Source organism: Streptomyces sp. YIM 130001 (assembly GCF_003574445.1).
Taxonomy (GTDB): domain Bacteria; phylum Actinomycetota; class Actinomycetes; order Streptomycetales; family Streptomycetaceae; genus Streptomyces.
Map to the genome: position 1 here is coordinate 1 of NZ_KZ984551.1, position 15061 is coordinate 15061.

The 15061-nt window shown below is 70.5% G+C and carries 12 protein-coding genes; 8 read left to right on the plus strand and 4 right to left on the minus strand.

The window, feature by feature from the left end; translation table 11 throughout:
* Positions 1 to 317 precede the first annotated feature (317 nt).
* Positions 318 to 767, plus strand: a complete 450-nt coding sequence (locus tag DSC45_RS07780) for a PTS sugar transporter subunit IIA (protein WP_119288487.1) — start codon at positions 318 to 320, stop codon at positions 765 to 767.
* A gap of 77 nt (positions 768 to 844) precedes the next feature.
* On the plus strand, positions 845 to 2515 hold the full coding sequence (gene ptsP / locus DSC45_RS07785; RefSeq protein ID WP_119288489.1) for a phosphoenolpyruvate--protein phosphotransferase: 1671 nt from the start codon (positions 845 to 847) through the stop codon (positions 2513 to 2515).
* 83 nt (positions 2516 to 2598) lie between these two features.
* Here the strand turns inward: ptsP and DSC45_RS07790 are convergent, their stop codons facing one another.
* Positions 2599 to 3483 carry a hypothetical protein gene (locus tag DSC45_RS07790; protein WP_119288491.1) on the minus strand — a complete coding sequence of 295 codons (885 nt, stop codon included), beginning with the start codon at positions 3481 to 3483 and terminating at the stop codon, positions 2599 to 2601.
* Positions 3484 to 3565: 82 nt separating this feature from the next.
* Positions 3566 to 5539 (minus strand): acetoacetate--CoA ligase, encoded by a 1974-nt coding sequence (locus DSC45_RS07795; RefSeq protein ID WP_119288492.1) that lies wholly within the window; start codon positions 5537 to 5539, stop codon positions 3566 to 3568.
* 200 nt (positions 5540 to 5739) lie between these two features.
* Here DSC45_RS07795 and DSC45_RS07800 point away from each other — a divergent pair, with 200 nt between their 5' ends.
* Complete coding sequence (locus DSC45_RS07800) at positions 5740 to 8106, plus strand: glycoside hydrolase family 31 protein (RefSeq protein WP_119288494.1); 2367 nt, start codon at positions 5740 to 5742, stop codon at positions 8104 to 8106.
* Positions 8107 to 8188: 82 nt separating this feature from the next.
* Here the strand turns inward: DSC45_RS07800 and DSC45_RS07805 are convergent, their stop codons facing one another.
* The gene (locus tag DSC45_RS07805) at positions 8189 to 8704 is read right to left on the minus strand and encodes an NUDIX domain-containing protein (RefSeq protein ID WP_240434560.1); all 516 of its coding nucleotides are present in this window, start codon (positions 8702 to 8704) and stop codon (positions 8189 to 8191) included.
* Between the two features lie 155 nt (positions 8705 to 8859).
* Here DSC45_RS07805 and DSC45_RS07810 point away from each other — a divergent pair, with 155 nt between their 5' ends.
* The 5 genes from DSC45_RS07810 (at position 8860) to glpK (ending at position 14334) form a co-directional block, all read left to right on the plus strand.
* The gene (locus tag DSC45_RS07810; protein WP_119288497.1) at positions 8860 to 9666 is read left to right on the plus strand and encodes a M15 family metallopeptidase; all 807 of its coding nucleotides are present in this window, start codon (positions 8860 to 8862) and stop codon (positions 9664 to 9666) included.
* A gap of 311 nt (positions 9667 to 9977) precedes the next feature.
* The gene (locus DSC45_RS07815; RefSeq protein WP_240434533.1) at positions 9978 to 10421 is read left to right on the plus strand and encodes a Zn-ribbon domain-containing OB-fold protein; all 444 of its coding nucleotides are present in this window, start codon (positions 9978 to 9980) and stop codon (positions 10419 to 10421) included.
* Positions 10418 to 11614, plus strand: a complete 1197-nt coding sequence (locus DSC45_RS07820) for a lipid-transfer protein (protein WP_119288501.1) — start codon at positions 10418 to 10420, stop codon at positions 11612 to 11614. The genes DSC45_RS07815 and DSC45_RS07820 overlap by 4 nt, the downstream gene beginning before the upstream one ends.
* A gap of 406 nt (positions 11615 to 12020) precedes the next feature.
* Entirely contained in the window at positions 12021 to 12782 is a 762-nt protein-coding gene (locus DSC45_RS07825) for an MIP/aquaporin family protein (protein WP_119288503.1), read from the plus strand.
* Between the two features lie 28 nt (positions 12783 to 12810).
* Complete coding sequence (gene glpK, locus DSC45_RS07830) at positions 12811 to 14334, plus strand: glycerol kinase GlpK (protein WP_119288504.1); 1524 nt, start codon at positions 12811 to 12813, stop codon at positions 14332 to 14334.
* 93 nt (positions 14335 to 14427) lie between these two features.
* Here the strand turns inward: glpK and DSC45_RS07835 are convergent, their stop codons facing one another.
* Positions 14428 to 15033 carry a GTP-binding protein gene (locus tag DSC45_RS07835; protein WP_119288506.1) on the minus strand — a complete coding sequence of 202 codons (606 nt, stop codon included), beginning with the start codon at positions 15031 to 15033 and terminating at the stop codon, positions 14428 to 14430.
* Positions 15034 to 15061 lie beyond the last annotated feature (28 nt).

The following is a 15061-nucleotide window of genomic DNA, read 5'->3' on the forward strand; positions in this document are numbered from 1 at the left end:
GTTTCCAAACTCTATCAAGCTTTTTCGCTGCTCCTGACCACCCCCTGCGAGCATGCAGAAGAATGATCCAGGGCTAGGATCGGCAAGACAGATGCTGTTCGAGCTTCGGCTTTGATCGCCGTTCGGCCGTGAACAGATGGACGACAGTACAGGCGGGCGCCGTGGGGACGCAAATCGTTTGTGGAGCTCCCCGAGGTCTGTGAAGCAGGAGTTCTCGTGGGGAACCGGGACTTCTTATGACTTAGGCTTCTCACCAGTGCGTCGTTGGCGACAGGTAGTAACGACGCAGTTGATCTCCACCCCCTGGGAGGCCCTCCATGACGACCGTGACGTCCCCACTTGTCGGCCGTGCCATCGGACTTGCTGCAGTACCCGACCCGGTCTTTTCGGGTGCGATGGTCGGGCCCGGCACTGCTATTGACCCCCCGCGCGAGCCGTCGACGGCTGTGGCGCCGGTCGATGGCGTTGTGGTGTCTCTGCACCCGCATGCCTTCGTCGTCGTCGACGCTGAAGGGCATGGGGTGCTCACGCATCTGGGCATCGACACGGTTCAGCTCAACGGTGAGGGCTTCGAGCTGCTGGTGAACAAGGGCGACACCGTGCAGCGCGGTCAGGAAATGGTGCGCTGGGACCCCGCAGCCGTCGAGGCTTCCGGTAAGTCCCCGGTGTGCCCGGTGGTGGCTCTCGAGGCGACGGCCGACTCCCTCTCCGGCGTCGTCGAGGACGGCGACGTCAAGGTCGACGACACGCTGTTCAGCTGGCAGTGACGTCAGTGCCGCCGCCGGCGGCAGGTTCCAAGTCCAAAGCGGCGGCAGTTCCGCTGCACGTACCGGAGACGGGTGAAATGGAGACAACGCTGCGAGGCGTCGGCGTGAGCCACGGTGTGGCGATCGGCGAAGTACGGCACATGGGGACGGCAGTGCTCGAACCCCCGGCCAAGCAGATTCCGGCCGAGGCCGCGGAGCGGGAGCAGGGGCGTGCGCGTCAGGCGGTCGAGGCGGTGGCCGCCGATCTGAACGCGCGGGGCAACCTCGCCGGTGGTGAGGCGCAGGCCGTGCTCGAGGCGCAGGCCATGATTGCCCAGGACCCCGAGCTGATGGCCGATGTGGATCGGCGTATTGCTGTGGGGAGTTCCGCGGAGCGCGGGATCTATGACGCCTTCTCGCACTACCGGGAGCTTCTCGCCGGTGCGGGTGAGTACATGGCGGGCCGTGTCGCCGACCTGGACGACGTACGCAACCGCATCGTGGCGCGGCTGCTTGGCGTACCGATGCCGGGTGTGCCCGACAGCGACGAGCCGTACGTGCTGATCGCCAGGGACCTGGCGCCGGCCGACACCGCGCTGCTGGACCCCGCTCTGGTGCTCGGGTTCGTGACCGAAGAGGGTGGGCCGACCAGTCACAGCGCCATTCTGGCTCGGGCGCTCGGGGTGCCGGCTGTGGTTGCGCTGCCGGGTGCCGGTGAGCTGACCGAGGGCACGGTCGTCGCGGTGGACGGCAGCACCGGTGAGATCTTCGTGGATCCGACTGCTGAGAAGCGTGCCACGCTCGAGGCTGCTGCCGCGGAGCGCAAGGCTGCTCTGGCCGCGTCCACAGGGCCGGGTGCCACCTCGGACGGTCACAAGGTGCCGCTGCTTGCCAATGTGGGCGGCCCCGCCGACGTGCCGGCGGCGCTCGATGCGGGCGCGGAGGGTGTCGGGCTGTTCCGGACGGAGTTCCTGTTCCTGGACGACAGCACGAAGGCGCCGTCCGAGGAGAAGCAGGTCGAGTCGTACCGCGAGGTTCTCGAGGCGTTTCCGCAGGGGCGCGTCGTGGTGCGGGTGCTCGATGCCGGTGCGGACAAGCCGCTCGACTTCCTGACGCCCGCCGATGAGCCCAACCCGGCGCTGGGCGTGCGGGGACTGCGCTCGCTGCTCGATCACCCCGAGGTGCTGAAGACGCAGTTGAGCGCGCTGGCGAAGGCGGCCGAGGGGCTGCCGGTGTATCTCGAGGTCATGGCGCCGATGGTCGCGGACCGGACGGATGCGAAGGCGTTCGCCGATGCCTGCCGTGAGGCCGGGCTGCAGGCCAAGTTCGGTGCGATGGTGGAGATTCCGTCTGCGGCGCTGCGGGCGCGCTCCGTGCTGCAGGAGGTCGAGTTCCTGTCGCTGGGGACGAACGACCTGGCGCAGTACACGTTCGCCGCGGACCGTCAGGTGGGGGCCGTGTCGCGGCTTCAGGACCCCTGGCAGCCCGCGCTGCTCGATCTGGTCGCGCTGTCCGCCGAGGCCGCGAGGGCGGAGGGCAAGAGCTGCGGTGTGTGCGGCGAGGCCGCATCCGATCCGCTGCTTGCCTGCGTGCTGACGGGTCTTGGGGTCACCTCCCTGTCGATGGGCGCCGCGTCGATCCCGTATGTACGGGCGACGCTGGCGAAGTACACGCTGGCGCAGTGCGAGCGCGCGGCCTCCGCGGCGCGGGCTGCGGACACCGCCGAGGATGCGCGCGCGGCCGCGCATGGTGTGCTGTCCGGCGAGTGAGCAGTATCCGGGGCTGACAGCCTCGGCCGAGGGCGTCCCTGTCGAGCGATGGGGGCGCCCTCGGTGTGTGGTCGGCGGGTCAGTCAGTGGGCGGGTCCCTGGTCGAGGGGGCCGAGGTCGGGTGCTGCCCGGTACTCGAGGCCCGGCTCCGGGGCGATCAGGTCTCCCGAGCGGGCGTCGGTGCAGTAGGCGTCGAAGACTTCCGCCTCGGTGAGCGGAACGAGGCGGTCGGACTTCAGACGCCAGCCGCAGACTGACTCGGGGGCGCCCGGTCGGGCAGTGCGCAGGACCGCTCCGCCTGCGCCGGCGGTGGCGATGCCGGCGGCCAGCACCGTCGTGAAGTCGGCCGCTTCTTCCTCGTCCAGATCGACCTGGGCGTCCGCGGTGGCTTCGGCGTGCAGGGCGGCGAGCAGGTTGTATCCGTCGTGCGCGATGCTGCACACGAGGTGATGGACGCCGGGGCCCGCGGCCTGGAGGAGGCGGGTGACCAGGAACGCGGCCCGCGTGAACGCGGCGCGGCCGATGTCCTCGCCGCAGTCCGCGCACTCCCCAACCTCCGCCAGGAGTGCCTGGGCGTACTCCCAGGTGGACTGTCGCATCGTGATGTCGACCAGGTCCGGCAGCAGGTGGCGCAGGGGGCGGCCGTCGTAGGCGACGGTGGGCCCGGCGGCCAGGTGGGCGGTGAAGCGCATCCGGCCGCGTGGGCTGTCGGGTTCGACTCCCTCGTCGGCGCAGTAGTCCGCGTATTCGTCCGGGTCGAAGAGGGCGACGGTGGTGTGGTTCCCTCCGGCGTCGCGGACTCGTAGGAGGCGGTCCATCTCGCGGAGGTAGCCGGTGTGGTCGTCGAAGGTGAAACTGCGGTAGCGGCGCATGGCCGCGAAGTCCTCCGCGTCGGCCAACAGGCCGATCGTGCCGACGACTTCGCGGCGCAGCGTGCGTCGCATGGTGGTGGGCTCGGTGTGCGCCATGGTGTCCCCCTGGTGTTCCGCCGGTGATGAGTGCTCACTCACCGTAATCGGGGGTACTGACAACGGGCCCTGGCCGTCGGGGTCAGGCGCGGTTGGGGGCCTGGTCCGCGTAGAAGCGGAGGAGGTCGAGGTTGTCGACCGAGCCCGGGTTGACCGCCTTTTCCATGGGTGTGCCCTGGAGCAGGCGCTTGACCGGAACCTCGATGCGCTTGCCGGTGAGGGTGTGGGGGACGCCGGGCGCTTCGATGATGTCGTCGGGTACATGGCGGGGCGAGAGCTGTTCGCGCAGTGCCTGCTTGATGCGGGTGCGCAGGGTGTCGTCGAGTTCGGCGCCGGGGGCGAGGTGCACGAACAGGGGCATCCAGTAGCCGCCGTCGGGGAGTTCGAGGCCGATGACCAGGGATTCCTTGATCTCGGGGAGGCGTTCGACGACTTCGTAGATGTCCGCGGAGCCCATCCGGACGCCCTGGCGGTTGAGCGTGGAGTCGGAGCGGCCGTGGATGATCACGGATCCGTGGTCGGTGACCGTGATCCAGTCGCCGTGGCGCCAGACACCGGGGTACATGTCGAAGTAGCTGTCGTGGTAGCGGGTGCCGTCCGGGTCGTTCCAGAAGGAGACCGGCATGGACGGCATGGGGCGGGTGACGACGAGTTCGCCGACTTCGCCTGTGAGTGGCTTGCCCTGGGGGTCCCAGGCGCTCAGGTCGGTGCCGAGGCAGGCGGCCTGGAGTTCGCCGATGTGGACGGGCAGGGTGGGTACGGCGCCGGCGAAGCAGGAGCAGACGTCGGTGCCGCCGCTGACGGAGGCGATCCAGAGGTCGTCGCGCACCTCGTCGTGCAGCCAGCGGAAGCCGTCCGGCGGGAGCGGCGATCCGGTGGTGGCCACGCACTGGACGCGGGAGAGGTCGAAGTCGCGGCCCGGGTGCACGTCGGCCTTGCGGCAGGCCATCACGTACGCGGCGGAGGTGCCGTAGAGGGTGGTGCCGGTGAGTTCGGCGATGCGCCACTGGGCCGCGATGTCCGGGTGTCCGGGGCTGCCGTCGTAGAGGACGATCGTGGTGCCTGTCAGGAGGCCGGAGGCGAGGAAGTTCCACATCATCCAGCCGGTGGACGTGTACCAGAAGAAGCGGTCCGACGGGCCGAGGTCGCAGTGCAGGCCGAGCTGTTTGAGGTGCTCGAGGAGGATGCCGCCCTGGGACTGGACGATGGCCTTGGGCAGTCCGGTGGTGCCGGAGGAGTAGAGCACCCACAGAGGGTGGTCGAAGGGGACCTGCTCGAAGACGGGTGTGCTGTCGCCCGCGGTGACCTCGCGCCAGTCGAGTGCGCCTTCGGGGGCGTCGGTGCCGAGGAGCGGAATGTGCACCACCGCGCGCAGGGTGGGCAGTTCGCGGCGGAGTTCGGCGACCGTGTCGCGGCGGTCGTGCTCCTTGCCGCCGTAGCGGTAGCCGTCGACGGTGAACAGGACGACCGGTTCGACCTGTTGGAAGCGGTCCAGGACGCTGCGGGCGCCGAAGTCGGGTGCGCAGGAGGTCCACACCGCGCCGACGGACGCCGTGGCGAGGAGGGCCGCGATCGCCTGCGGAATGTTGGGCAGGTAGCCGCTGACGCGGTCGCCGGGGCGAACGCCGAGGGCGCGGAGCTGCTCACTGAGGGCGCCGACCTGGCGGCGCAGCTCCGACCAGCTGACCGGGCGGATCTCCTGGGTTTCGTCGACGCCGAGGAGGGCTGGTTCGTCCGGCCGCTCGTCGGCGGTCCGGAGGGCATGTTCGGCGTAGTTCAGGGTGGCGCCCGGGAACCAGGTGGTTCCGGGCATGCTCTGGTCCGCGACGGCGTACTCGTACGGGGTGTCGAAGCGGACCTGGAACCAGTCGGCGACGGCCCTCCAGAAGGTGTCGAGCTCGTCCACGGACCACCGGTGCAGGGCCTGGTAGCCGCCCTCGGCGGGTGCTCCGTACCGCTCCGCGGCCCAGGCCTGGAAGCGGGTGACCGCGGCGGCGTCGATGCGTGCCTGATCGGGCTGCCAGAGCGGAGGCTGCTGCGGAGTGGCGGTGGACACGGGGCGGCTCCCGGGGGTGCGTGGGCGGGTGCGCGTCGGCCGGGGTGGGGCGCGCGGCTGCAACGGACGATGCCACGTGATCGACTTCGGCACCAGGGTGTGCCGGCCATATTCGGCGCCTCGGATGTGTGGCTGTGCCACGGGTGAACGGCAGTTGAACGCCCCACGCGCGCGTGGCCCGTGATGGCAGGGTGAGCTGCATGGATGGTCGGGATCTGGTGCGTGCGGTGCAGTCGGTGGGCGTGGTCGGTTCGGCGCAGGGGCTGCGCTCGGTGCGTGCGGCGTGGCGCAGACGGCGTACGGACGCGTCGGGGTTGCCGCGCAGGTCGGGTGAGCGGGCGCGGGTGCCGGGTCCGGTGACCGGTGTGGAGCCGGGTCCTGGTGGGGGTGTGGTGCGGTTCGCGCGGTCGCGGTTGCAGGTGACGGTGACAGGTGGGGGTGCCGTCTTCTGGGGCTGGGACGGGGCCGGTGCGCAGCCGTCGTACGCCGTGGCGGGTGCGGGCCCGGAACCGGATCCGCGAGCCGTGCTCGAGCCGGACACGAAGGGTGGCTGGCGGGTGGTGTCCGAGCGGGTCACGGTCGTGGTGTCCCGGCACGGTGCGGTGGAGGTGTGCACGCCGGGCGGCGTGGTGCTGAGGCGGGATCTGCCGCCGCGGTGGTGGGCGCCGGAGTCGGGTGGGGAGGCGCGCTGGGTGCAGCGGTCCGAAGTGGCCGCGGACGCGCGGTTCTTCGGGCTCGGTGGGCGCGCTTCGGGGCCTCGGCTGCGGGACGGTGCGTACCGGCTGTGGAACACGGATCCCGGTGGTTCGTTCGGTCCCGGCGACGATCCGCTGTCGCTGACGATGCCGGTGCAGATGGTCGTCGCCGACTCGGGCACGCATCTGGTGTTCCACGACAACACCTGGGACGGCACCGTCACACTGCGGGAGGGCGAGGAGGGGGCCGGTTCGGGGCACGACCGGCCGGGCGGCTGCGAAGTGCGGATGAGTGGTGGGCCGCTGCGGTGCTGGGTCGTGGTGGGTACCCCCGCGCGCGTGCTGGGTGCTTGGGCCGCGCTCACAGGCGCTCCGGCCGTGCCGCCCTCCTGGGCGCTCGGGTATCAGCATGCGCGCTGGGGCTTCGGGAGCGCGGCCGAGGTGCGGCGGGTGGTGGCCGGCTACCGGGAGCGCGGGTTGCCGCTCGACGCGATCCACCTGGACATCGACCACTACGACGGCCACCGGGTGTTCACCGTCGACCGGGAACGCTTTCCTGGGCTGCCGGAGCTGGCCGCCGAGTTGGCGGACGGCGGGGTGCGGCTGGTGTCGATCGTGGACCCTGCGGTGAAGGCGGATCCCGCTACGGGGCTGTACGCGTCGGGGAAGGCTGCTGACGCGTTCGTACGCGACCGGCGGGGCAGGGAGGTACGCGGGGTGGTGTGGCCCGGTGAATCGGTGTTCCCGGACTTCACCTCGCCTGAGGTGCGCCGGTGGTGGGGCGATCAGTACGAGGAGCGGCTCGCGCAGGGTTTCGAGGGGTTCTGGCACGACATGAACGAGCCGGTGTCGTTCGCCGCGTTCGGTGATCCGACGCTGCCGCGGTCGGCGCGGCACGCACTCGACGGGCGCGGGGGCGACCATCGCGAGGCGCACAACGTGTACGGACTGTGCATGGCGCGGGCGGGCTACGAGGGGCTGCGGCAGCTGCGTCCTGACGTACGGCCGTTCCTGTTCTCGCGGTCCGGTTGGGCGGGACTGCAGCGCTACGGGGGCACATGGTCCGGGGATGTGGCGACCGGCTGGTCGGGGCTGCGTGCGTCGCTCTCGCTCGTCCTGGGGCTCGGGCTGTGCGGGGTGCCGTACTCCGGTCCCGATGTGGGCGGTTTCGACGGGACTCCGACGCCCGAACTGTATGTGCGGTGGCTGCAGTTGGCGTCGTATCTGCCGCTGTTCCGTACGCATTCGGCGCTGCGGGCGGGTCGGCGGGAGCCGTGGGAGTTCGGGGCCGCGGTGTTGGAGCACGCGCGCGTGGCGCTCGATGAGCGGCGTCGGCTGGGGCCGTACTTCGTGACACTGGCGCATCTGGCGCATGCGACGGGTGCGCCCTACGTGCGGCCGCTGTGGTGGTCGTCCCCGGAGGACCGGGCACTGCGGGACTGCGAGGACGCGTTTCTGCTCGGTGAGGCGCTGCTCGTGGCTCCGGTCCTGGAGCACGGGGCCGACCGGAGGGCGGTACGGCTGCCACGGGGGCGGTGGTACGACGCGGTTTCCGGCGCGGTGCACGAAGGGCCCGGTCAGGTACTCCTCGACGCACCGCTGTCGCGGATCCCGGTGCTCGTACGTGCGGGTGCGGTGCTTCCCGTACGGGGCGAGGACGGTTCGGTGGAGCTGGAGGCGTGGGCGCCGGCGCGGGGGCGGACCGGTGGCGGTCTGGTGGTCCGGGACGCCGGGGACGGCTGGGAGCACGCGGAGATCGAGCGGTACACGACGCGCTGGGCGGGGGACGAGGTGGTGGTGGAGCGTGAGTCGGGCGAGGGGCCTGTGGTGGTGCGGGATTCGGTGCGGGTGCGGGGGGTGGTCGTGTCTTAGCGGCTGCGCCGTCCGCGCGGGGGACGCGGCACCTTGCTCGGATACGGGGGCAGCGGGAGGGCGGCCGTTCGCCGGGCCGGTCTCAGCCGTATCTGCCCGCGAACCACGCGCGCGTGGCGATGGTGTGCAGCGGGAATCCGAGTTCGCCGGGCTCGCGCAGGAGGTGCCGGCCTCGGGTTTCGTTCGTGGGCTCGTCCGGCGGCAGTCCTGCGGCCGGCACGGCGGGCAGCAGGCCGAAGACCAGCAGGTGCCCTTCGGGTGAGCTGAGGAGGTCGGCGAGACGGACGTCGCGCGCGTGGGCCTCGATACGGGTCTCCTCGTGGAGCTCCCGGACGACGGCGTCGCGCCAGTCCTCGCCGTGGTCGATGAAACCTCCGGGCAGCGCGTCGCGGCCGAGGGCGGGGGCGATCGAGCGGGTGATGACGATCAGTCCGGTACCGCGGGTGTCGTACACGGGCTGGAGGGCGACCGCCACGGGCAGGGGGTTGCGGTAAGCGACGTGGCCGCAGGCGGGGCAACGGCGGGGCCAGGACGAGAGGTTGTCGTGGGCCGCACCGCAGGTCGAGCAGTGTGAATCGCGCAGTGCGGCGGAAGGCACGCCGTCGTTCGGCTCCGATCGGTCGTAGGGCTCGGACAGGCCGTATGGCTCGGTGCTTCGGTTCGGCTCGGACACGCGCGGACTGTATCGGACACGCGCGGACTGCATGCGATCGCCTTTCCCCGGTCGGCTGCGCCTGGTACACGTCTGTGCTCATGACACGACTCACCGCAGCACTGCGCGCGTTCGCCGTCACCGCGACCGCTCTCGCCACGGTCGCCGCACTGCCCACGCCGGCCACGGCACGGCCCGACCCGAAGGCCCCGGAGGAGTTCGTCGCCCTGCGCGACGTGGATCCGACGGTGATCGAGGAGATCCGCTACCCCACGCGGCACAACTTCGTGGGCGATCGCATCGACGGGTACCGGCAGCGGATGTGCATCCTCACGCGGCCCACGGCCGAGGCTCTGCATCGGGCGCAGCAACGGCTGTTGCGCAAGGGCTACTCGTTCAAGGTGTACGACTGCTACCGACCGCAGCGGGCGGTGGACCACTTCGTGCGCTGGGCGAAGAACGTGGACGACGAGCGCATGAAGGCGGAGTTTTATCCGCAGGTCGACAAATCGAGGTTGTTCGAGGACGGTTACATCGCCGAGAAGTCCGGTCACAGTCGCGGGTCGACGGTCGACCTGACGATCGTGAAGCTGCCCGCGAAGCCGACTCGACCGTATCTGCCCGGTGAGCCGCTCGTGCCGTGCTATGCGCCCCAGGACGAGCGATTCCCCGACAACTCCCTGGACATGGGCACGGGTTACGACTGCTTCGACACCCGCTCGCACACCGATGACTCGCGCGTGACGCCGCAGCAGCGGGCGCATCGCGACTTGTTGCGCGACGTGTTGACCGATGTCGGCTTCGAGAACCTCCCGGAGGAGTGGTGGCACTTCACGCACGAGTCGGAGCTGTTCCCGGACACGTACTTCGACTTCCCGGTGTCACGGCGGTCGTTGACCGGCAGATGACGGCCTACCGACGCTCACGCCCGCAGGTGACATACGACTGAAGCGGCCCCTGACGCGGCGACGGCCGGGACCACCACCCCCGCGAGTCCCGGCCGTCCGCATCCGTAGGCAGACGCGCACAGGCCATCGCCGGTGCTCACCCTCGGCCGCCGCACGCAGAGCACCCCGGCCCTCTCGCGCACGGGACCCACGCATGGCACACTCCCGATGGGAACTGATGCACCGTCACATTTTTGGCAGAGGTGGACTGTCGACCAGCGACACCGTCCGGCCAGCTGCCGCGCCGGCGACCCCAGGAGAGGTGGGCAACCGTGCCGCGTACGCGAACACCCGTGGTGGAGGGCTGGTTCACCGGCGAGGGCGAGGAGTTCCGGCTGCTCGGCACGCGGTGCCAGGCCTGCCGGAACGTCCACTTCCCGCGGGAGGACGCGTACTGCCGCAACCCGGCGTGCACAGGTGACGAGTTGGCCGTGGTCCCGCTGTCCCGGCACGGCCGTATCTGGTCGTTCACCGACGGACGCTATCGACCACCGGCCCCCTACCTGTCCGACCCGGAGATTCCCTGGGAGCCGTACACCCTCATCGCCGCGGAGCTGGAGGCCGAGCGCATGGTGGTGCTCGGCCAGGCGGCCCCGGGGGTCACGCCCGCCGAACTGGCGGTCGGGATGACCGTGCGTGTGGTGCCCGGGATCCTCGGCGGCGACGCCGAAACCCTCTGGACGACCTGGAACTTCGAGCCGGTGAGCGGCTCATGAACCACGACGTGGCGGTGCTCGGTGTCGGCATGCACCCATGGGGCAAGTGGGGCCGGGGCTTCACCGAGTACGGGGTGGTGGCCGCCCGCGAGGCGCTGGCGGACGCGGGCCTCGACTGGCGGGAGGTCGGCTCGGTCGTGGGCGCGGAGACGGTGCGTGGCGGATACCCCGGATATGTCGCGGGATCGACATTCGCCAAAGCGCTCGGCTGGCAGGGCGCCAGAGTCACGACGGTGTACGCGGCATGCGCCTCGGGCGCCCAGGCCGTCAACACCGCGCGTACACAGATCCTCTCGGGACTCGCGGACGTGGTCCTCGTGGTCGGCGCCGACGCCGCCCCGAAGGGGTTCTTCCGCCCCGCGGGCGGCGACCGGCCCGACGATCCCGACTGGTTGCGCTTCCGGGTGCTCGGGGCCACCAACCCCGCGTACTTCGGCCTCTACGCCCGCCGCCGGATGGCCCTGTACGGCGACACGCTCGACGACTTCGCGCAGGTCAAGGTGAAGAACGCGGCCTGCGGTGCGCTCAATCCGCTGGCCCGCTACCGCAAGCCGGTCACCGCCCAGGACGTCGCCGGGTCCCCCGTGGTGGCCGATCCGCTGCGGCTGCTCGACATCTGCGCCACGTCCGACGGCGCTGCTGCTCTGGTGCTTGCCGGCATGGACTTCGCCCGCGCGCACTCCCGCACTGCCGAGCCGCCCGTACGCATCCGGGCCGTCTCCACGGTCACGCCGACCTTCCCGGGGACGGCTCTGGACATGCCGGACATCGCCACCGACTCCGCGGCGATCGTGCCGCCGGGCCCGGTCGGATTCCGCGGCTCCATCGCGCGCGCGGCGTACGAGGAGGCCGGTATCGGCCCCGAGGACCTTTCGCTCGCCGAGGTCTACGACCTGTCCACCGCCCTGGAGTTGCAGTGGTACGAGGACATCGGTCTCTGCTCCGAGGGCGAAGGAGCGGCCCTGCTGCGCTCCGGCGCCACGGCCCTCGGAGGCCGGACACCGGTGAACGCCAGCGGCGGCCTGGCCTCCTTCGGCGAGGCGGTGCCGGCCCAGGCCATCGCCCAAGTCTGCGAACTCACCCTTCAGTTGCGGGGTGAGGCCGGGGAGCGGCAGGTGCCCCACGCGCGCGTGGGCATCACCGCGAACCAGGGCCTCTTCGGCCACGGGTCCGCGGTGGTCGCCGTCCGGTGACGCGCCGGGAGTCGTCAGGTGCTGCTCCGGGAGTCCTCGGCCGCGGCGTCGGGGGTCCGCGGCCGGCGCTCCGGAAGCCCGTCGACGCCACGGGCCGTGCGCGGCAGCTCTGAAACAGGTCCGCTCCACCCTGAACAGCCGTTGTCGTCAGCAACCTTGACGCTCCATCACCACCGGTGAACACTTCCGGGTGTCAGTCGGCATCGCCGCCCTCGGGCACCATGCCGCCCACGGCCCCGACCTGCGCTGCGGGCCGCATTACAGGGCGATCCGGCTGCGACGGCACGCTCGTCACCGACGCCGGGCGGGGCTCGGGAACCCCTGTCCTCGGTCGACGTGGGCACGCGAAACGCACCCGCACTCAGGACCGGGGGCCAGGCCCCCGGGCGAGGGCCTAGGAGCCGCCATGTACTCGAACGGGGACATCTTTGTCGGTGAGGTCATCGGCACCGCCATCCTGATTCTGTTCGGCGCCGGTGTGTGCGCCGCGGTGAATCTCAACAAGTCCAAAGCCAACAACGCCGGTTGGGTCGTCGTGTCGTTCGGCTGGGGCCTCGGTGTGATGGCCGGGGCGTACACCGCCAACCCGCTGTCCGGCGGGCACCTCAACCCCGCCGTGACGCTGGGCCTCGCGGTCGCCGACGTCACCGAGTGGGCCGACGTACCGGTCTATGTCGGCGCGCAGATGATCGGCGCGATCGTCGGTGCACTGCTCGCCTGGGCCCTGTACTACGCCCAGTTCCAGGTGGCCAACAAGGACCCGGAGACGGCCGTACCGACACTGGGTGTGTTCGCGACCGCGCCGGAGGTCCGCCATCCCGCAGCCAATCTCGTCACCGAGATCATCGCCACCGCCGCGCTGGTGACGCCGCTGCTGTTCTTCAGCAAGAACACCGGTATCGCGGTCGGCGAGTTCGAGAACGGCATCTACGGATCGGGCATCAACGTGCTGCTGGTCGGCCTCCTCGTGGTCGGCATCGGCCTCTCGCTCGGCGGCCCGACGGGGTACGCGATCAACCCGGCCCGTGACCTCGGCCCACGGCTGGTCCACACCGCGCTGCCGATTCCCAACAAGGGGACGAACGACTGGGGTTACGCCTGGGTACCGGTGGCCGGACCGCTGATCGGCGGTGTCCTCGGCGCGCTCGTCTTCAACGCAGCCTTCTGAACAGCAGCCTTCCGAACTAGGGGTAGCCATGCCGGACAACGCCGACAGGTTCGTCGCCGCCATCGACCAGGGCACCACCTCGAGCCGCTGCATCATCTTCAACCACAGCGGTGAGATCGTCGCCGTAGACCAGCGCGAGCACCGCCAGATCTTCCCCAAGCCGGGCTGGGTGGAACACGACGCCACCGAGATCTGGTCCAAGGTCCAGGCGGTGGTCGCCGGTTCGCTCGCCAAGGCCGGCCTGAGGGCGGACCAGTTGAGCGCTCTCGGCATCACCAACCAGCGTGAGACGACGGTGCTCTGGGAGCGTGCCACCGGCCGGCCGGTCCACAACGCCATCGTGTGGCAGGACACCCGCACCTCCGCCCTCTGCCACGAACTCGGCGGCGCCGACGGCCAGGACCGCTTCCGGGACGTCACCGGCCTTCCGCTCGCCAGTTACTTCTCCGGACCGAAGGCGGCCTGGCTGCTCGACAACGTGCCGGGGCTGCGCGGTCGCGCGGAACGGGGCGAGATCGCCTTCGGCACGATCGACTCGTGGCTGATCTGGAATCTGACCGGCGGCACGGACGGCGGCGTGCACGTCACGGACGTCACCAATGCCGGGCGCACCATGCTGATGGATCTGGAGACCCTTCAGTGGGACGCGTCGATCCTGTCCGCGATGAACGTCCCGGAGTCGATGCTGCCGGAGATCAGGTCCTCCGCCGAGGTGTACGGCACGGCTGTCGGGCAGCTGTCCGGGGTCCCCGTCGCCTCGGCGCTCGGCGACCAGCAGGCCGCCGTGTTCGGGCAGGCCTGTTACGACACGGGTACGGCGAAGAACACGTACGGCACCGGAAGCTTCCTGCTGCTCAACACCGGGAACCGGCCGGTCCCTTCGAAGAGCGGGCTACTGACGACGATGGGCTACCGGATCGGCGGCGAGGCGCCGGTCTACTGCCTGGAGGGGTCGATCGCCATCACCGGCGCCCTGGTGCAGTGGTTCCGCGACCAGCTCGGCATCATCAGCAGCGCGGACGAGATCGAGACGCTGGCGGCCAGCGTCGAGGACAACGGCGGCGCATACATCGTCCCCGCGTTCTCAGGGCTCTTCGCTCCGTACTGGCGCTCCGACGCGCGAGGTGTGGTCACCGGTCTGACGCGGTACGTCACCAAGGCCCACCTCGCCCGTGCGGTGCTCGAGGCGACCAGTTGGCAGACCCGTGAGGTCGTCGACGCGATGTACCAGGACTCGGGCGTGCAGATCACCACACTCAAGGTCGACGGCGGGATGACCAGGAACAACCTCCTGATGCAGCATCAGGCGGACGTGCTCGGCGTCCCGGTCGTCAGGCCGCGGGTGTCCGAGACGACCTGTCTGGGAGCCGCCTACGCGGCAGGGCTCGCTACCGGCGTGTGGAACGACCTGGACGAGCTGAAGGCGCACTGGCAGCGGGACGCCGAGTGGTCACCGCACATGGGCGCCGAGGAACGCGAAGGCGAGTACGACAACTGGCGCAAGGCGGTGGAACGCAGCTTCGGCTGGCACGCCGACGGCGACGCCTCCTGATCCTTCGTTCTGCGCCCCACGGACAACGGCTCGTACCCCGGTCGGCGAGGGTACGGGCCGTTCGGCGTCGCCCGGCCGGTGGTGGACGCCGAATCAGGTGGTCGCGGGCTCCCGTTGGGCGGCGACGCGCGTCATCGCATGCTCCACCACGGTGATCAGGACCTCCTTGACGGACTCCCGGTCCCGGGCGTCGCACAGCACCACCGGTACGCCGTCGTCGAGGTCGAGCGCCCCGCGTACCGAGTCCGCCGGATAACGCGCGGCATCGTCGAAGCAGTTCACGCCGACGGCGAAGGGAATGCCGCGCCGCTCGAAGTAGTCGACGGCGGCGAAGCAGTCCTCGAGACGGCGGGTGTCCGCGAGCACCACACCGCCGAGTGCGCCCGTCGCCAACTCGTCCCACAGGAACCAGAACCGGTCCTGCCCGGGCGTACCGAACAGGTAGAGAACCAGGTCCTCGCGGAGCGTGATCCGGCCGAAGTCCATGGCGACCGTCGTCGTGTTCTTGGCCTCGACGCCGCCGATGTCGTCGACCGGGCGCCCGGCCTCGCTCAGGGTCTCCTCGGTACGCAGCGGCTTGATCTCGCTGACCGCGCCCACCAGGGTCGTCTTGCCCACGCCGAAGCCACCGGCCACGAGCATCTTGAGGGTGACCGGCTCGACGGGGGGCTTACGGCGTCCAGAGCGCCCGATCACCATTGGTCTCCACTCCTGGGTCACTGCTCCT